Here is an 18,593-nt window from a genome sequence, read left to right on the forward strand (position 1 = left end):
GAAATGCAATCAACAAATGGTATGATTGGGCCTTTGACGACTCTCCAGCCCTGACCGAAGCAACGTGCGCCTTTCCTCCATCAAATTGTCGGGATTTAAGTCTTTCGTCGATCCCACCAATTTCCAGGTGCCCGGCCAGCTTGTCGGCGTGGTCGGCCCGAACGGCTGCGGCAAGTCGAACATCATCGACGCCGTACGCTGGGTGCTGGGCGAATCCAAGGCCTCGGAGCTGCGCGGCGAGTCGATGCAGGACGTGATCTTCAACGGCTCGACCTACCGCAAGCCGGCCGGGCGCGCCTCGGTAGAACTGGTGTTCGACAACAGCGGCGGCAAGGCGGCGGGGCAGTGGGGGCAGTACGCCGAGATCGCGGTCAAGCGCACCCTCACGCGCGACGGCACGTCCACCTATTACATCAACGGCCAGCCGGTACGCCGCCGCGACATCCAGGACATCTTCCTCGGCACCGGCCTCGGTCCGCGCGCCTACGCCATCATCGGCCAGGGCATGATCTCGCGCATCATCGAGTCGCGCCCGGAAGAGCTGCGCGTGTTCCTCGAAGAAGCCGCCGGGGTCTCGAAGTACAAGGAGCGCCGCCGCGAGACCGAGAACCGGCTGTCCGACACGCGCGAGAATCTGCTGCGGGTCGAGGACATCCTGCGTGAGCTGAATGCCAACCTCGAAAAGCTGGAAGGCCAGGCGGCGGTCGCCACGCGCTTCCACCAGCTGCAGCTTGAGCAGGAAGAAAAGCAGAAGCTGCTCTGGCTGTTGCGCAAGAATGAGGCGAAAGCCGAGCAGGTCCGCTTCTTCCGCGAGGTCGAAGAAGCGCAGAACGCGCTCGAGGCCCAGACGGCGAAGCTGCGCAACGTCGAGCTGGAACTGGAAAACATGCGCCAGGCGCACTTCAGCATCGGCGACCGCCTGCACACGGCGCAGGGCGCCCTGTACCAGACCAATTCCGAGATAGGCAGCCTGGAGGCGCAGATCAAGTTCGTGGTCGAGTCGCGCACCCGCCTGCAGAACCAGCTCGGCACCCTGGGCGCGCAGCGCGACCAATGGGTCGCGCAGCGCCAGGAATACGAAGAGCAACTGGGCGAGGCGGAGATCACGCTGGAAGAACTCGGCGCGCGCGCCGAAGGGGCCCAGATCGCGGTCGAGGCCCACGGCGAGCGCGTGCCGGAACTGGAAGCCGCCTGGCGCCAGGCCCAGGAGCGCTCGAACGAATCGCGCACCCGCATCATGGCGGTGCAGCAGCGCATCGAACTGGCCAGCGCCCACCAGCGCAATGCCGCCAACATCCTCACCAGCCTGGCCGCACGCCGCGAGCGACTGCAGCAGGAACGCAACGGCCTGAACCTGCCCGACAGCGCCACCCTCGACAACCTGCGCATGCAGGCGGAAGAAAAGCAGCTGGCGCTGGAAGAGCAGACCATGCTGTTAGAGGAGGCCACGGCGCGCCAGGATGCGGTGGAACAGGAACGCAAGGACGCGCACGCGCAGGTCCAGCAGGAATCCGCGGCGAACGCCCAGCTCGAGGCGCGCCTGGCTGCGTTGCGCCAGGTGCAGGAGCGGGTGCAGACCCAGGGCAAGGTCCAGCCCTGGCTCGACAAGCACGAGTTATCCGGCCTGCCGCGCCTGTGGCAGAAGCTCGACATCGAGGAAGGTTGGGAAACCGCCTTGGAGGCCGTATTGCGCGAGCGTTCCGGCGCGCTGGAAATGTCGAACCTCGACTGGGCCAAGGCCTTTTTCAGCGATGCGCCCCCGGCGCGCCTGGCCCTGTATTCGCCGGCGCCCGGCGCACCCGTGGCGGCCGAGATCCCCGGCATGAAGCCTTTCGCGAGCCTGCTGCGCCTGAATGAACCGGGCCTGCGGGGCGTGCTGAACGACTGGCTGCACCACGTCTACGTGGCCCAGGACGCCGCCGAGGCATTTGTCAATCGCGGCCGCCTGCCGCCGGGCGGCAGCTTCGTGACGCGCCAGGGCCACCTGGTCACGTCCTCGAGCGTGCGCTTCCATGCGCCGGACGCCGAGCAGGACGGCATGCTGGCGCGCCAGCACGACATCGACAACATCGGCAAGCAGCTGCGCGCGCAGGCGCTGCTGCTGGATGAAGCCCGCGGGCGCGCCACCCGCGCCGACGCCGCGGCCAGCGAACTGACCCGGCGGCTGCAGGATGCGCGCCAGCGTTCCGCCTCGCTGCAGCGCGAGGCGCACGCACTGCAGATCGAGGTGCTCAAGCAAAGCGAGGTCGAGGCGCGCTTCAACCAGCGCAGCGGCCAGATCGCCGCCGACCTGCTTGAAATCGCGGCCCAGGAAGCCGAGCAGAGGCAAGCCGCAGCCGAGGCGGAACAGGAATTCGAGCAGCTCGACATGGAGCTGGCCGAGTTGCAGGGCAGCCACGAGGACGGCCAGACCGCCTTCCTGGAAAAGGAGCAGCTGCTCGCCGAGGCGCGCCAGAAGCTGCGCGACCTGGAACGTGGCGCGCAAGAGGCGCAGTTCGCCGAACGCCAGCAGCGCAGCAGGATCGAGGAACTGCGCCGCAACATCGCCACCGCCGCCAGCCAGGCCGACCAGGTCGCGGCCAGCCTGGGCGCGGGCAAGCTCGAACTGGAAGCGCTGGAAGCGGGCACCGCCCACGAAGGCCTGCAGGAACTGCTGGACCGCCGCAGCACCCAGGAGCGCGCCCTTTCCGACGCGCGCCATGAGCTCGACCAGATCACCCAGCAGCTGCGCCAGTTCGAAGAACTGCGCATGGGGAACGAGCGCAGCCTGCAGCCGCAGCGCGACCGCATCACCGAGCTGCAGCTGAAGGAACAGGCGGCGCGCCTGAACCAGGAGCAGTTCGCCGAGGCGCTGGCCACCACCGGCGCGGTCGAATCGGAGCTGGCGGAGAAACTCACGCCGGACATGAAGGCGCAGTACCTGCAGGGCGAGGTCACGCGCCTGGGCAATGCCATCAGCGGGCTGGGCGCCGTGAACCTGGCGGCGGTGGACGAGCTGGCGCAGGCGACCGAGCGCAAGCAATACCTCGACTCGCAGAACAACGACCTGCAGGAAGCCATCAATACGCTGGAAGACGCGATCGGCCGCATCGACCGCGAAACCCGCGATCTGCTGCAGGACACCTTCGACCGCGTGAATACCCACTTCTCTGAGCTGTTCCCGATCCTGTTCGGCGGCGGACAGGCCAAGCTGGTAATGACCGGCGACGAGATCCTCGATTCCGGCGTGCAGGTGATGGCCCAGCCGCCGGGCAAGAAGAACGCCACCATCCACCTGCTGTCGGGCGGTGAGAAGGCGCTGACCGCCACCGCGCTGGTGTTCTCGATGTTCCGCCTGAACCCGGCGCCGTTCTGCCTGCTGGACGAGGTCGACGCGCCGCTGGACGACGCCAATACCGAGCGCTTCTGCCGCATGGTCAAGCGCATGTCGGACCATACCCAATTCCTCTTCATCTCGCACAACAAGATCGCGATGGAGATGGCCAACCAACTGATCGGTGTGACGATGCAGGAGCAGGGCGTATCGCGCATCGTCGCGGTGGACATGGAGTCCGCCGCGAATTTCGCTACTGAGGCACAAGCAGCATGACTGATTTACAAATGACCCTGATCGCAGCGGGCGGCGTGTTTGTCGTCGGCGTCATCTCCTACAACAAGTGGCAGGAGTACAAGGCCCGCAAGAGCGTCGAGCGCGCCTTCGCATCGGATCATGACGATGTCCTGATGCACAGCGGCGAGACGCCGCTCGAACGCGACCCGGTCGATCGCGACCCGGTCGAACGCGGCCCGATCGAGCGCCAGGAGCCGGTGCTGGACCTCGGCGCCGAGTCATCCATCGCGCCGCTCGACGTCGTGCCGGGCCAGTCCCGGCTGGACGCCGCCGCGCCCCTGGCCGATGCGTCGACGCCTGCTGCTGCCGCTGCCGCGCCGGCTGCCCCGCGCACGCCCACCACGATCGCCTCGCTGGAACCTGCCGCGCCGCTGCCGGGCACGACACCCCAAACGCCTCCCAGCGAACTGGCCGAAAGCCTGGTCGACCCGCTGATCGACTGCATCATCCCGCTGAACTTCGAAGGCGCGCTGCGCGGCGACAAGATCCTGCCTGCGCTCTCGAAGCTGCGCCGCGTCGGCAACAAGCCGATCCACTACGTCGGCTTCGCCGTCAGTGGCGACTGGGAGCCGATCGTGCACGGCGGTGTGTACACCAAGCTGCAGGCGGGCGTGCAGATGGCCACCCGCACCACGGCCCTGAACGAGATCGAGTACTCCGAGCTGGTGACGCGCCTGCGCGCGGTGGCCGACGAGATCGGCGCCGAGCCGGAAGTGCCGGACATGATCGAGGTGATGAGCGAAGCGCGCACGCTGCACCGTTTCGTCGCCGGCCACGACGCCCAGCTGGGCGTGAACCTGGCCGCCAATGGCGCGCCGTGGGCGATCTCGCCCCTCATCAAGGCGCTCGAAGCCCAGGGCTTCGACGTGCGTCCGGATGGCCGCTTCTCAATGCCGGATGAGCAGGGCGGCGTGCTGTTTACGCTGTCGACCAACGTCACCCTGGGCGCCGACACCACCAACCGCCTGACCCTGCTGCTGGACGTCCCCTGCGTCGCCCCGAGCCGCGATGGCTTCGGCGCCATGGTCAAGTGTGCCAAGGAGCTGACCCAGCGCCTGGACGCGACCATCGTCGACGACTTCGAGCAGCCGCTTGCCGACCCCGCGCTGGAAGAGATCAAGGGCCAGGTGGCCGAGTTCTACCAGGAGATGGAAGCGTCCGACATCCCGGCCGGTTCGACCCGCGCCCTGCGCCTGTTCGTCTGAGGCAGGCATGACGGTCCCACAGGAAGTCCAGGACCGGATGGCCTGGCTGGTCGAGGAACTGAACCGCCATATCTATAACTATCACGTGCTGGACGCGCCGACCATCCCGGACGCCGAGTACGACCGCCTGTTCGGCGAGCTGCAGGCGCTGGAAAGCGCGCACCCGCAGGCGGTGAAGAACGATTCGCCGACGTCGCGCGTCGGCGCCGCGCCGATCCCCGAGTTCAAGCAGGTGACGCACTCGGTGCCGATGCTCTCGCTGAACAACGGCTTTGCGGACGACGACGTCGAGAACTTCGACCGTCGCGTGCGCGACGGGCTCGAAGAAAAGCAGGTCGCGTATTCTGCCGAGCTGAAGTTCGACGGCCTGGCGATCAGCCTGCGCTACGAGAACGGCGTGTTCGTGCAGGCGGCCACGCGCGGCGACGGCTATACCGGCGAGGACGTCACCGCCAACATCCGGACCGTGAAGGTAATTCCGCTGCGCCTACACGGCAGCGAAGAACTGGGCGAAATACCGAGCGTGCTGGAAGTGCGCGGCGAGGTGCTGATGTTCAAGGAGGACTTCGCGCGCCTGAATGCGCGCCAGCGCGACGCCGGGCAGAAGGAATTCGCCAACCCGCGCAACGCCGCCGCGGGCAGCCTGCGCCAGCTCGATGCGCGCATTACCGCCCAGCGCAAGCTGCGCTTCTTCGCCTACGGTATCGGCCGCCTCGAGGGCGCCGAGCTGCCGGAAACCCATTCCGGTGTGCTCGACTGGTTCGACCGACTCGGCTTGCCGGTATCGAAAGAGCGTGCCGTGGTCAGCGGCCTCGACGGCCTGCTCGGCTACTACCGTGGCATTGGTGAAAAGCGCAGTAGCCTGCCCTATGAGATCGACGGCGTCGTGTACAAGGTCGACAGCGTGGCCGACCAGGCCCAGCTTGGCTTCGTGTCGCGCGCGCCGCGCTTCGCACTGGCGCACAAATTCCCGGCCGAGGAAGCGCTGACCACCGTGTCCGCGATCGACGTCCAGGTAGGGCGCACCGGCGCCATCACGCCGGTAGCCCGCTTGCATCCGGTGTCGGTCGGCGGCGTGACCGTCACCAACGCTACCTTGCACAACGAGGACGAAGTGCTGCGCAAGGACGTGCGCGTGGGCGACACCGTCATCGTGCGGCGCGCCGGCGACGTGATTCCCGAGGTGCTGTCGGTGGTGCTGGAGCGCCGGCCAATGCCCGAGCCGATGCGCTACAAGCTGCCCGACACCTGCCCGGTGTGCGGCTCGCATGTGGTGCGCGAGGAAGGCGAAGCGATTGCGCGCTGTACCGGCGGCCTGACCTGCGCCGCCCAGCGCAAGGAAGCGATCCGCCACTTCGCCGGCCGCCGCATGATGGACATCGAAGGCCTGGGCGACCGCTACATCGACAGCCTGGTCGAATGCAGCCTGGTCCACGGCATCGCGGATCTCTACAAGCTGACTCTGGACGACCTGCTCAAGATGAAACGGCTGGCCGACGAGCGCGAGGGCACCACCCCAGAAACCGTAAAGCAGGGCAAGGTCGCCACCAAGTGGGCCGATAATCTGCTCGAAGCGATCGCCGCCAGCAAGACCCCGCCGCTGGAACGCCTGCTGTTCGCGCTCGGCATCCGCCATGTGGGCGAATCGACCGCAAAAACCCTGGCCGACTGGCTCGGACGTTTCGAGCTGGTACGCCAGGCGCCGGAAGCACTGCTGCGCGTATTGCCCGACATCGGCGGCACCGTGGCCGAGGCCATCGCCGAATTCTTCGCCGAAGAACGCAACCAGCGCGCGATCGACGCGCTGCTGGCTGCCGGAGTGACGCCCCAGGGCGAGCATCCACCGAAGGCCCAGCTGCGCGAAAAGCTCGACGAAGTGAAGCTGCTGGCAGCGCTCGGCATCCCGAAACTGACCGAGCCACGTGCGCGCCAGCTGCTGGGGGCTGGGCAGACGCTGGCGTCGCTGGCGCACCTGAACGTGTTCGGTGTGTTCGGCCTGCCGGCCGGCGTTACCGCCGCGCTGGAAGAATGGATGGCGCTGCCCGGCAGCCGGGAACGGCTGGCCGCACTGGCGGCACTGCGCGCCGGGCTGCTGGCCCAGCTGCCGGTCGAAGCCGACGCGCCGGAGGGGCGCCTGGCGGGCAAGACCTTCGTGCTGACCGGGACCCTGCCGACCATGAGCCGCGACGCCGCGGGCGCGCTGATCGAGGAGGCCGGGGGCAAGGTGTCCGGTTCGGTCTCGAAAAAGACCTCTTACCTGGTGGCCGGCGCGGAGGCGGGCAGCAAGCTCGCCAAGGCGGAAGAACTTGGCGTTACCATCCTTGACGAAGCAGGCCTGCTGGCGCTGCTCAACACCTGAGGGAGTAAAAGAAAAAATGACGCTGATTCGTAAAGCAGTCTTTCCTGTCGCCGGACTGGGCAGCCGCTTCCTTCCCGCCACCAAGGCCCAGCCCAAGGAGATGCTGCCGATCGTGGACAAGCCGCTGATCCAGTACGCCGTGGAAGAGGCGGTGGCGGCCGGCATTACGGAGCTGGTCTTCATCACGGGCCGCAACAAGCGCGCCATCGAAGACCACTTCGACAAAGCATATGAGCTCGAATCCGAACTGGAATCGGCCGGCAAGCAGGCGTTGCTCGAAACGGTGCGCGGCGTCATTCCGAAGAACGTCACCTGCATCTATATCCGCCAGTCGGCCCCGCTGGGCCTGGGCCATGCGGTCCTGTGCGCGCGCCCGGTCATCGGCAACGAACCCTTCGCGGTGCTGCTGGCGGACGACTTCATGGATACCGACGCCGGCAAGCGGCCGGTGCTGGCCCAGATGACCGACCTGTATGCCTATGAGCGCTCGAGCATCCTGGCGGTGCAGGACGTACCGCGCGAGAACACCCGCCAGTATGGCATCGTCAGCGCCTCCGGCTACCGTCCGGGCCTCGAACTGGTGTCGGGCATCGTCGAAAAGCCGGCGCCGGAAGTGGCCCCGTCCACGCTCGCCGTGGTCGGCCGTTACGTGCTGTCGGGTTCGATCTTCGGCTATCTGGAAAACCTCGGCACCGGCGCCGGCGGCGAGATCCAGCTGACCGACGGCATCGCCGCCCTGATGCAGGCCGAGCGCGTGCTGGCCTACCGCTACGACGGCCAGCGCTACGATTGCGGCTCCAAGATCGGCTACCTGGAAGCGACCGCCGCGATCGGCCTGAAGCATCCGGAGACCGCCGCCGGTTTCCGCACCTATCTCGCCGGGCTGTGCGAGCAGGGCAAGGTGTGAGCGTGCGTCCGATTGTGCGTCCGATTCTGCGCATGGGCGACCCGCGCCTGCTGCGCGTGGCCGAGCCCGTGCGCGAGTTCGATACGCCCGAGCTGCATGCGCTGATCGCCGACATGTTCGAGACCATGCACGCGGCCAACGGCGCGGGCCTGGCGGCGCCGCAGATCGGCGTCAACCTGCAGTTGGTGATCTATGGTTTTGCGAAGAACCAGCGCTATCCCGACGCGCCGCCGGTGCCGGAAACGGTGCTCATCAATCCCGTGCTCACGCCATTGTCGGAAGAGATGGAAGACGGCGTCGAGGGCTGCCTGTCGGTGCCGGGCCTGCGCGGCAGCGTGCCGCGCTACACGCGGCTGCACTACGAGGGCGTCGACCAGTTCGGCAAGCCGATTCGCCGCGACGCCGAGGGCTTCCATGCGCGCGTGGTGCAGCACGAGGTCGACCACCTGCACGGCATCCTGTACCCGATGCGCATCCGCGACTTTTCGCGCTTCGGTTTCACCGACGTGATGTTCCCCGATCTCGATCCCAGGGCTGACGACTGATGCGCACACGCTTCTTTTTACTGCTGGCGCTGGCGGCGCCGCTGGCCCAGGCCCAGGTGGACCAGCCCCTGTTCACGAAGATCGATGCGGCGCCGAAGAGCGAATTCTGGCTCGACACCGGCTTTGCCACGGCCCACTTCGACAGCGACAAGGACCTGAACGGGGCCAACAAGGGGCTGGGAGCGGAGTACCGCTTCAACGGCGCCACGTCCGCGACACTCGGGCGCTTCTATAACAGCGACCGGCAATGGTCGAACTATGCGGGCGTGATCTGGCAACCGTATGCCGTCGGGCCGATGCGCGTGGGCCTGGCGATCGCGGCCTTCGACGGCTATCCGAACATGCGCGACGGCGGCTGGTTCCCGGCGGCGATCCCGACGCTGACCTATGAGTACCAGCGCGTCGGGCTCAACATCGGCATCATCCCGACCTACAAGGACCGCCTGTACGGCGGGATCTCGTTCCAGCTCAAGTTCAGGCTGCTGTAGCGTGGGCGGGTTTCCCGCCCACGCGGTGACAAACGAAGGCTCCGGTCTCACGCCGGATGATCTTGCTGCAAACTATCACCGCGTGGGCGGCGTAGCCGCCCACCCTACGTCATTCACGACTCCTTCGGGTACGGCGACTTTCCCCCATCCGCAATGAAGGCATCGATCCGCTGCTGCAGCACCGGCAGCGGCACCGAGCCGAGCTGCAGCACGGTATCGTGGAAGTTCCGGATATCGAACTTCGGCCCCAGCGCCTTTTCCGCCCGCGCCCGCGCTTCCTGGATCGCCATCTGGCCCAGGTAATAAGACAGCGCCTGTCCCGGCCAGGAGATGTAGCGGTCCACCTCGGTCTCGACCTCGTGTCTGGCGAGCGCCGTATTCTCCAACAGGTAGGCTTGCGCCTGCTCGCGGGTCCAGCCCTTGGCGTGAATGCCGGTGTCGACCACCAGGCGCGAGGCGCGCCAGGCCTGGTAGCTCAGCATGCCGAAGTGTTCGTAGGGCGTCTCGTAGATGCCCATCTCCACGCCCAGGCGTTCCGAATACAGGGCCCAGCCTTCGCCGAAAGCGGAAATGTAGGCGCGGCGGAAGGGAGGCACGCCTTTCTGCTCCTGGGCCACGGGCATCTGGAAGGCGTGGCCCGGTGCCGATTCGTGCAGTGTCAGCGCCGGCAGGCTGTAGAGCGCGCGTGCCGGCAGATTGTAGGTGTTGACCCAATAGGAGCCCGATCCGCCGCGGCCCGCGGTGTAGAAGGGCGCCTGGTCGTCCGGCACCGGCAGGATCGCGAAGCGGCGGCGCGGCAGGTAACCGAAATACTGGTCGGCCTTGGCGTCGAATTTTTTCGCCGTCCAGGCCGCGTGCATCAAGAGTTCCTTGGGCGTCTTGGCATAGAACTGCGGGTCGGTGCGCAGGAAGGCCAGGAAGGCTGGCAGGTCGCCCTTGAAATCGACCTTCTTCATGGTCTCGTGCATCTCGGCCCGGATCTTGGCCATCTCGGCCAGGCCGATGGCGTGGATCTCCCCGGCGCTCAGGTTGGTGGTGGTGAACTCGAGGATCTTCGACTGGTAGTAGGCTTTACCGCCCGGCATGCTTTCGGCGGCGAGCGTGGTGCGCGCCTTCGGCAGGTAGTCGCTGCGGAAGAATGCCAGCACCCTGGCGTAGGCGGGCTGCACCTGTTCGCGGATGAGCACCGCCGCCTGGGCGGTCAGGGCCGCGCGTTCGGCGGCCGGCACGGCAGCCGGGAAGTTCTTGAACGGGGTGAAGAACACGGTCTCCTCCGGCGTCCTGGCCTCGGCGACCGGCACCAGCGCCACATCGCGCCCCTGCAGGGTGACCTGGGGCGGCGTGAAGCCGCGCGCCAGGCCGGCGCGCATATTGTCCGTTTCCTGCGCAAAATACGCGGGCAGGGCGGCCAGTTGCTTCAGGTAGTTGCGGTAGTCGTCGAGCGTATTGAAGGGCCGGCGCGCGCTGAAAGTGACATTGGTCCAGAACGCGCTGTCGGCATTCACCGGTTGTTCGTATTCGCGGAAGCGCTGGGCGTCGAGCAGGGCGGCGATCTGGGCGCGGTAGACGGCGAAATCCACGCGCTGGCCGGGCGACAGGTCGGCCGGGCGGATGGCGTCGAGTTCCTTCAGGATACTTTCCCAATACAGGCGGCGCGCTTCTTGCGCAGGTGCATCGACCCGCGCCAGCGCCGGACTGACACCCTGGACATTCTCGGCGCGGGCGAGCCGTTCCGTGACGCGCCACTTCCACTCTTTCGTGTAGATTGTCTTGAAGCGCGCATCCGCGCTCGTGGCGGCCTGCGCCGGCGCCATCGTGCACGCGAACGCGATACAGGCGGTCGACAACACCGCACCCAGTTGATTGTTCATGGTCCACCCGTTAATAGTGAGCAGCATTGCTCGGCGGTAGCATCTTAGCGGGGATGGATCAACTTGACACTAACGAAAATGTTTCTGGATCCGCAAAGGCGAACTTACCGGTTTGCTGAAACAGCAAGCTATAATGCGCGTTGCACCGGGGGAAGGGTCCACGCTCCTCCGGGGCGCGTCAGCGCCAGTCCAATAGCCTTATACAACTTTCAGCGGCATTCATTGTTGAACGACGAAGACATGACGAATAGTACGGATGCGCCGGATCCATCCGACGGGAGCAGTGGTTTGCTGCAGCCGTGGCGGCGCATCGCACAGCATCTCTGCCCGTTGATCGGGGAAAGTGGCTTTTGCGCCTTGTTCGGTCGTGCCATCCACGTGATCGGCCCCGAGCATGCGTGGCTCGCGCCCCCGCAGCCTTGCCGCGCGCCGGAGCAGCTCTTTACCTCGCTGGAGGAACGCATGGCCCGCGTGGACGCGGACCGCGCCGCCGCCGCCAACGACGCCCTGTTGCGGACCTTCACCCAATTACTTGCCACACTCATCGGGAAAAGGCTGACCCAGCGCCTGCTGGAGTCGGCCACGGCCACCGTGGACCCGGCGCAAGGCCAGCAGAAGAATGCACAGGAGCAGAAATAAATGACCGACAAAGTAAGCTTGGGAAAATTGGCCACTGGCGTGCCGGGGCTCGATGTTCTCTTGGGCGGTGGGCTGAACGAGTTTTCATTCAACCTGATCACCGGGGCGCCGGGTTGCGGCAAGACCACGCTCGCGCACCAGATCATGTTCGCGCTGGCCAATCCGGAACGCCGCGCGCTGTTCTTCACGGTGCTGGGCGAGCCGCCGCTGAAGATGCTGCGCTACCAGCAGCAGTATTCCTTCTTCGACCCCGACAAGGTCAACACCTCGATCCGCTACGTCAACCTGGCTGCCGACCTGCGTGCCGGCGACTTCAGCGGCGTGCTGGAGCGCATCACGCAGGAAGTCGAGGACTTTGCGCCGAGCCTGGTATTCGTGGATTCCTTCCGCTCGGTGATCCAGACCGGCAAAGGCGGCATCGAGGGCATGAGCGACCTGCAGTTTTTCGTGCAGGAACTCGGCACCCGCATGACCAGCTGGATGGCGACCACCTTCCTGATCGGCGAATACCAGCACAACGAAGCCGAGGCCAATCCGATCACCACGGTCGCCGACGGCATGATCGCCATGAGCCAGGTGCATGACCACAACGCCGTGGTGCGCAAGATCCGGATCGTCAAGATGCGCGGCCAGGCACACATGTCGGGCTCGCACACCTTCCGCATCACCGGCGACGGCGTGCGCATCTACCCGCGCCTGCTGCCGCCGCTGGCAGCCGATCGCGAGCCCGGTGTCCCGGTCGACCAGGACCCACGCCGCATCGCGACCGGCACGCCGGGCCTGGACCAGATGCTGCATGGCGGCCTGCCGCAGGGACACTCGATGCTGGCGATCGGGCCGACCGGCTGCGGCAAGAGCATCCTGGGCTCGAAATTCCTGCGCGCCGGTGTCGAGCGCGGCGAGAAGGGCGTCATCATGTGCTTCGAAAAAGGCACGGCGCGCCTGCGCAACGCCGAGCTGGCAGCCATGATCCAGGCCGGGCAGGTCAGCGTGGTCGAAAGCCGCCAGATCGACATGACGGCCGAAGAGTTCGAGGACGACCTGTTGATGGCCATCGAACGCAGCGGCGCGCGCCGCGTCGTGATCGATTCGCTGTCGGAGTTCAGCCTGTACCTGGCCCCCGAATGCCGGCGCGACCTGCGCGAAGGCGTATTCCGCATCCTGAGCAGCCTGGCCAAGCGCGGCGTCTCCACGCTGGTCACGGTGGGCCTGGACGACCGCTCGGTCGACATGAACTACGCACGCGCCGACATGGCCTATCTGACCGATGCGATCGTGGCCATGCGCTACGCCGAAGAAGACGGACACGTGAAGCGCTTCATCTCGGTGGTCAAGGTGCGCGGCACCTCGCACAGCCACGACCTGCGCGAGTACCGGATCACGGACGCGGGCATCGAGATCGATACCGTTCCGGCGCAGGTGAACGGGGTGTTGTATGGCCGGGCCGGCAGTATGAGGCCGGACGAGTGAGACGAACATGGGGACGTTTAATGAATCAAATGCTGGCTCTCAACAACGTTCCCTGATGGGCGAGGACACCAATTCCCTTGGCCAGATGCTGCGCGAGCAGGACCTGCAGCATCGGGTCGCCGTACTCGAGGCCGAGCTGTCGCAAGCCCGGATCCTGGCGCGCGAGCGCGAGCTTCTCGAAGAACAGGTCGCGCAGCTGCGCGAAGCCAACGAGAACCTCGTGATGGCTACCATCAGCGCGCAATCGCTGCGCGACCTGGCCGAGGCCAACAACCGCCGCCAGACCGAATTCCTCGCCATGCTGGCGCACGAGTTGCGCAACCCGCTCGCGCCGCTGAGCATGTCGGCCAGCCTGCTGCACGGACTCGCCGCCCCGGGAGGGAGCGGCGGCAAGCTGGGTCAGGTGGCCGGGGTGGTGCGGCGCCAGGTCGACCACATGGCGCGCCTGCTCGACGATCTGCTCGACGCCGCCCGCATCAGCAGCGGCAAGATCACGCTGGCGGTGCGCCCGATGGCGCTTGGCGCTGCGCTCGACCAGGCAGTCGAGACGGTGGCGCCGCGCATTCGCGAGCGCGACCAGCACCTGAGCGTCGAACTGCCAAGCGAGCCGCTCGGCATCGAGGGCGATCCGGTGCGCCTGACCCAGGTATTCGCCAACCTGCTCGGCAACGCCTCCAAATATACCGGCGATGGCGGCCACATCCGTTTGCGGGCCTGGCGGCTTGATGCCGAGGTGGTGGTCGAAGTGAGCGACAACGGCTCCGGCATCGCCCCCGACATGCTGCCCCAGATCTTCGACCTGTTCATCCAGGGACCGCGCTCGCTGGCCCGGTCCGAAGGCGGCCTGGGCATCGGCCTGAACGTGGTGCGCAACCTGGTCGGCATGCATGGCGGCACCGTAACGGCGCTGAGTCCGGGCGAAGGCCAGGGCAGCACATTTACGGTGCGGCTGCCGGTTTCCAGCGGCGGTGCCCCGGTGGCCGAGAGCCCGGCCGTGCGCAGCACGGCGGAAGGCGCCTGCCGTATCCTGGTCATCGAAGACAACGTCGATGCCTGCGACACCCTGCGCACGCTGCTCGAACTGGCTGGCCACGAGGTGAGCGTGGCCTACGACGGCCGCGCCGGACTCGAGGCGGCGCAGGCAGGCCACTACGACATCGTGATTTGCGATATCGGCCTGCCCGGCATCGACGGCCTGGAGATCATGGAGCGGCTGCGGCGCGGCGAGTCGGACGGTGCGCCGGTCGCGCGCTCCTTCGCCATCGCCTTGTCGGGCTATGGCCAGGGCGAAGACCGCGAGCGCGCGTTCGGCGCGGGCTTCGACCGCTACCTGGTCAAGCCTGCCGCACCGGACACCTTGCTGGACCTGGTCGCCGAGGCGCGCGAAGTCCTGCACGGCGCCTGAGGCGCTCAGGCGCCAATGATGCGCGCCAGGCGCGCCACCGCTTCCTCGATCCGCTCCAGGCGCGTCGCGTACGAGAAGCGCACGTGCCTGCGCGGCGCCGCGAACCCGAAATCATCCCCCGGCACGATCGCCACCTGCGCTTCGCGCAGCACCGACCAGGCAAAGGCGGTGCTGTCGCCGGCATGCGCGTGCGGCAGGCCTTGAATACCGGCATACACGTAGAAGGCGCCGTCGGGCATCACCGGCACCTCGAAGCCGAGCTGGCGCAAGGCCGGCACCAGGAAGTCGCGGCGGCGCTGGAACTCGCGGCGGCGTTCTTCATAAATGCCCAGTGCCTCCGGCGTAAAGCAGGCCAGCGCCGCCTGCTGGGCCACGGTGGGCGCGCAGATGAACAGGTTCTGCGCCAGCTTTTCGAAGGTCGGCACGAGCGGCTCCGGCACCACCAGCCAGCCGAGGCGCCAGCCGGTCATGCTGAAATACTTCGAGAAGCTGTTCACGGTGATGACGTCCGGGTCGAGTCCCAGGGCGCTGACCGGCTTGTGATCGTAGGACAGTCCCTGGTAGATCTCGTCGATGATGGCGAAGCCGCCGCGTGCCCGCACCGCCCCGAGCATGCCGCGCAGCTGCTCTGGCGTCATCGAGGTGCCGGTCGGGTTCGAGGGCGAGGCCACCAGCACGCCGCGGGTGCGCGCGTTCCAGTGTTCGTCTACATGCGTGCTGCTCAGCTGGTAGCGATCTTCGCTGGCCGCCGGCACCAGCACCGGCTTGCCCCCGAAAGCGGAGACGAAGTGGCGGTTGCACGGGTAGCACGGGTCGGGCATCAGGACTTCGTCGCCGTCGGCCACCAGCGCGGCGCAGGCCAGCAGCAGGCCGGCCGACGCGCCGGCGGTGACCACGATGCGGCGCGGGTCGATGTCGAGGCCGTGCATGGCGGCGTAGTGGCCGCTGATCGCCTCGCGCAGCTCGCGCAGGCCGAGCGAGTCGGTGTACTGGGTCACGCCGCCCTTGATGGCCTCCATCGCGGCGTGGGCCACGATGTCGGGCGCGGTGAAATCGGGTTCGCCGACGCTCATGCTGATGACGTCGGTGCCGCTGCGCTTCATTTCGTTGGCAGCCTTGACCATTTCCATGACGCGGAAGGGTTCGATGGCGTGCACGCGCTGAGCGACTTGCAGGGCGCGCGCGGTGTGGGTTTCGGTGGGTGGGATAAGAGACATGCCGGAATCCTGAAAATCTTGTCCGAGCATCTTACCGTAGGGTGGGCGGCTTTGCCGCCCACGCGTTCAACGCTCCTGTGCATTGACGCGGTTCGACAGTTCATGCGCTGCTTGAACGCGTGGGCGGGGGACCCGCCCACGCTACGAACTACTGATGCGCGTGATGGGTTGCGGTCAATCGCCGCATCAGCGGCAGCGCCGCCAGCGCAATTAGGGTGCAGGCAATCGCCGCCACCCCCAGCTTGTTGAACAGGCTGGTATACACCGGCAGCGTCTGCAACGGATCCGTCATGCCCTCCGGCACCGCGGCAAAGTTCGCCACCACGCCGCCCAGGTACTGTGAAATCCCGACGCCGACGTAATAGGCGCCCATCATGAAGCCGCCCATGCGCGCCGGCACGTAGCGGGCGATCATGGCCAGGCCCAGGCCGCTCACCAGCAGCTCGCCCAGCGAATACAGGCCATAGCCGGCGATCATGATCCAGGACGAGGTCAGCCCGCCGGTGGCGAACTGGCCGGCCACGCCGTAGGTGAAGAAGCCGGCCGCCACCACCGCGAAGCCGAGCGCGAACTTGGCGGCGATCGACAGGTCCTTGCCGCTGCTGCCGGCGCGGGTGTAGATCCAGGCCAGCACCGGGCTCAGGACCATGATCCAGATCGCGTTCAGTGCCTGGAACTGGGCGGGCGACCAGGTCCACAAGTGGGCGCCGAAGACGGTGAAGTCGAGGTCGACGTTGCGCAGCGCGAACAGCGACAGCGAGGTCGACATCTGCTGGTAGAAGATGAAGAAAAACACGGTCTGCAAGGTCAGCACCAGTGCGGCGATCAGGCCGGCGCGTTCGCTCGGTGCGCTGGAGCGGATCAGGTGGAAGAAGATGCCGAGCACCACGAAGCCGGCCAGGTAAACGAAAGCGCGCGCCAGGTCGCGGTATTCGAGGATGACGGCCGAGGCGGCAACCGCCACCAGGCCGCCCGCCAGCACCGCCAGCAGGCGCTTCATGCGCAGCGGCTCGGCGTCCGGCGGCGAGCCGATATGCTGGACAGTCTTGCGCAGCACGCCGACGGTGAGCAGGCCGATGCTCAAGCCGACGCTGCACACGGCGAAGGCCACGTGCCAGCCCAGGTTGCCGCCGTAGACCGCATTGACATGGTCCTTGATCCAGGGCGTGGCCAGCATCGAGAAGGTCGAGCCGACGTTCACGGCCATGTAGTACATCGTGAAGGCGCTGTCCATCTTGGAGTCGTCGCCCTCGTAGATCTTGCGCACCAGGTTGGCGGTGTTGGGCTTGAACAGGCCGTTACCCACGACGATCACGCCCAGCGCCGAGAAGGTCATCCAGGTATTGGTGGTCGGCACCGCCATCAGCGCGTAGCCGAGGGTGAGGATGAGCGCACCGAGGATCATGCAGCGGCGCGTGCCCAGCACCTGGTCGCCGATCCAGCCGCCGATGGCCGGCGCCACGTAGATCAGGGCGGCCGCGGCGCCCCACACCAGGTTGGCGCGGCTGTCCTCGAAACCGAGGCGCTGCACCATGAAATACACGATCAGCGCCTGCATGCCGTAGTAGCCGAAGCGCTCCCACAGTTCGATCAGCGCCACGGTGAGGAATGAGCGGGTTTGGCTCACTGGCTGGCCCGCTTGTGGCGGAATGTCGTTCTTCATCTCGTTCCTTGTATGGATGGCCGCTCGACAGGTGCGGCACGAATCGCGCGATCCTACGCCAGGCGCATGGAACATGCAATCTTGACAGGCCTTGCTGCCAATGCGATAACATGGCGTTTTGCCTGGCGCGAGGGCCGGCATACTTTGCGCGAGGACTATGTATGAGGCGTTATTCCGTTCTGCTGTGTGCCATGGCCCTCGCATCCGCCGCGTCGGCGCGCAATACGCCCGTGGTGCCGGTGCCAGTGCCGCTGGCCGACCACCGGTATGTGTACAGCCCTGCCGCCGCGGCCTTCATGTCCGTCACCGCCGCCATGCGCCCGGTCTCCGCGCAGGACCTGATCCCGCAACTCGATGCGGCGGGCATCGAGCGCGCCGCCGTGCTGTCGGTGGCCTACGTCTACGGACAGCCGGCGCACTCGACCGCCGAGGAATATGCACGGGTGCGGGCCGAGAACGACTGGGCCGCGCGCCAGGCCGCGGAATTCCCCGAGCGCCTGGTGGCGCTGTGCAGCGTCGATCCGCTCAGGGACTACGCGCTGGCCGAACTGGCGCGCTGCGCCGCCAGCCCGGGCTTCGGGCGCGGCATCAAGCTGCAGCCTGCCGCCGGCGGTGTCCAGCTGGACGGCGCGGAGCAGGTCGAGCGCCTGCGCCGGGTCTTCCGCTCGGCCAATGCGCGCGGCATGGCGATCGTGCTGCAGTTGCCTGAAACCGGCACCCGCGAAGCGCGCCTGCTGATCGAGCAGCTGCTGCCGCATGCGCCGGACGTTCCGGTCCAGATAGCCTACACGGGCCAAATTCGAGGCGCAGGCGAAGCCGCGCCGCAGCTGGCCGCGCTGGCGGTGCTGGCCGATGCCGCCGCGCGCCACGACCCGCGCATGCGCCATGTCTGGGTCGACGTGAGCGCGTTCGCACGACCGGGCCTGTCGGCGCTTGATGCGCGCCGGCTGGTGCGGCGCCTGCGCCAGGTCGGCATGGAGCGGGTGCTGTACGGCTCCGACCCCGAGATCGGCGCCGATCAGCGCACGCGCGATGCGTGGGCCGCCTTCCGCAGCCTGCCGCTCACCGACGCCGAGGCGGCGCGGGTGGCGAACAACGTGATGTCCTACCTGCGCTGAGCACTTGCGGGCCCATCATGTAATTTAATTACATTGCCACTTTTTCACGCCGCGAATTTCTGTCATGCTCTCGGTTGCTCTTCAAGACAATCAACC

Annotated in this window: 13 protein-coding genes; 10 read left to right on the forward strand and 3 right to left on the reverse strand. The window is 66.8% G+C overall.

The window, feature by feature from the left end; translation table 11 throughout:
- Window positions 1–64 precede the first annotated feature (64 nt).
- The 6 genes from smc to AC56LU_RS00630 are packed head-to-tail and all read left to right on the forward strand — an operon-like array spanning window position 65 to window position 9,114.
- Window positions 65–3,589 carry a chromosome segregation protein SMC gene (gene smc / locus AC56LU_RS00605; RefSeq protein WP_497173651.1) on the forward strand — a complete coding sequence of 1,175 codons (3,525 nt, stop codon included), beginning with the start codon at window positions 65–67 and terminating at the stop codon, window positions 3,587–3,589.
- Entirely contained in the window at window positions 3,586–4,815 is a 1,230-nt protein-coding gene (locus tag AC56LU_RS00610) for a cell division protein ZipA C-terminal FtsZ-binding domain-containing protein (RefSeq protein WP_497173652.1), read from the forward strand. Before smc ends, AC56LU_RS00610 begins: the two co-directional genes overlap by 4 nt.
- Window positions 4,816–4,822: 7 nt before the next feature.
- Entirely contained in the window at window positions 4,823–7,174 is a 2,352-nt protein-coding gene (ligA, locus tag AC56LU_RS00615; RefSeq protein WP_497173653.1) for an NAD-dependent DNA ligase LigA, read from the forward strand.
- A 16-nt stretch (window positions 7,175–7,190) separates the two neighbouring features.
- Window positions 7,191–8,081 (forward strand): UTP--glucose-1-phosphate uridylyltransferase GalU, encoded by an 891-nt coding sequence (galU, locus tag AC56LU_RS00620; RefSeq protein ID WP_497173654.1) that lies wholly within the window; start codon window positions 7,191–7,193, stop codon window positions 8,079–8,081.
- 11 nt (window positions 8,082–8,092) lie between these two features.
- A complete protein-coding gene (def, locus tag AC56LU_RS00625; RefSeq protein ID WP_497174196.1) occupies window positions 8,093–8,626 on the forward strand; it encodes a peptide deformylase in 534 nt (177 codons plus the stop codon).
- Window positions 8,626–9,114 (forward strand): hypothetical protein, encoded by a 489-nt coding sequence (locus AC56LU_RS00630; protein WP_497173655.1) that lies wholly within the window; start codon window positions 8,626–8,628, stop codon window positions 9,112–9,114. The genes def and AC56LU_RS00630 overlap by 1 nt, the downstream gene beginning before the upstream one ends.
- A 113-nt stretch (window positions 9,115–9,227) precedes the next feature.
- Here AC56LU_RS00630 and AC56LU_RS00635 read toward each other — a convergent pair whose 3' ends face one another.
- Window positions 9,228–10,985: a DUF885 domain-containing protein gene (locus tag AC56LU_RS00635; protein ID WP_497173656.1), complete on the reverse strand. Its 1,758-nt coding sequence runs from the start codon at window positions 10,983–10,985 to the stop codon at window positions 9,228–9,230.
- A gap of 225 nt (window positions 10,986–11,210) precedes the next feature.
- Between AC56LU_RS00635 and AC56LU_RS00640 the strand changes: the two genes are divergently transcribed.
- Genes AC56LU_RS00640 through AC56LU_RS00650 form a run of 3 tightly spaced genes read left to right on the forward strand, consistent with a single transcriptional unit; the run spans window position 11,211 to window position 14,499 of the window.
- Window positions 11,211–11,624 carry a hypothetical protein gene (locus AC56LU_RS00640; RefSeq protein WP_497173657.1) on the forward strand — a complete coding sequence of 138 codons (414 nt, stop codon included), beginning with the start codon at window positions 11,211–11,213 and terminating at the stop codon, window positions 11,622–11,624.
- On the forward strand, window positions 11,625–13,094 hold the full coding sequence (locus AC56LU_RS00645) for an ATPase domain-containing protein (protein ID WP_497173658.1): 1,470 nt from the start codon (window positions 11,625–11,627) through the stop codon (window positions 13,092–13,094).
- Between the two features lie 55 nt (window positions 13,095–13,149).
- Window positions 13,150–14,499 carry a hybrid sensor histidine kinase/response regulator gene (locus tag AC56LU_RS00650; RefSeq protein ID WP_497173659.1) on the forward strand — a complete coding sequence of 450 codons (1,350 nt, stop codon included), beginning with the start codon at window positions 13,150–13,152 and terminating at the stop codon, window positions 14,497–14,499.
- 5 nt (window positions 14,500–14,504) lie between these two features.
- On the opposite strand, the gene AC56LU_RS00655 is transcribed toward AC56LU_RS00650, so the two are convergent.
- Together AC56LU_RS00655 and AC56LU_RS00660 are read right to left on the reverse strand one after the other, a co-directional pair.
- Entirely contained in the window at window positions 14,505–15,716 is a 1,212-nt protein-coding gene (locus tag AC56LU_RS00655) for a pyridoxal phosphate-dependent aminotransferase (protein WP_497173660.1), read from the reverse strand.
- Between the two features lie 148 nt (window positions 15,717–15,864).
- The gene (locus AC56LU_RS00660) at window positions 15,865–17,379 is read right to left on the reverse strand and encodes a peptide MFS transporter (RefSeq protein WP_497173661.1); all 1,515 of its coding nucleotides are present in this window, start codon (window positions 17,377–17,379) and stop codon (window positions 15,865–15,867) included.
- Window positions 17,380–17,570: 191 nt separating this feature from the next.
- On the opposite strand from AC56LU_RS00660, the gene AC56LU_RS00665 reads away from it, so the two are divergent.
- On the forward strand, window positions 17,571–18,497 hold the full coding sequence (locus AC56LU_RS00665) for an amidohydrolase family protein (RefSeq protein ID WP_497173662.1): 927 nt from the start codon (window positions 17,571–17,573) through the stop codon (window positions 18,495–18,497).
- Window positions 18,498–18,593 lie beyond the last annotated feature (96 nt).

The sequence above is a fragment of the Telluria sp. PB2R4 genome (assembly GCF_059685695.1).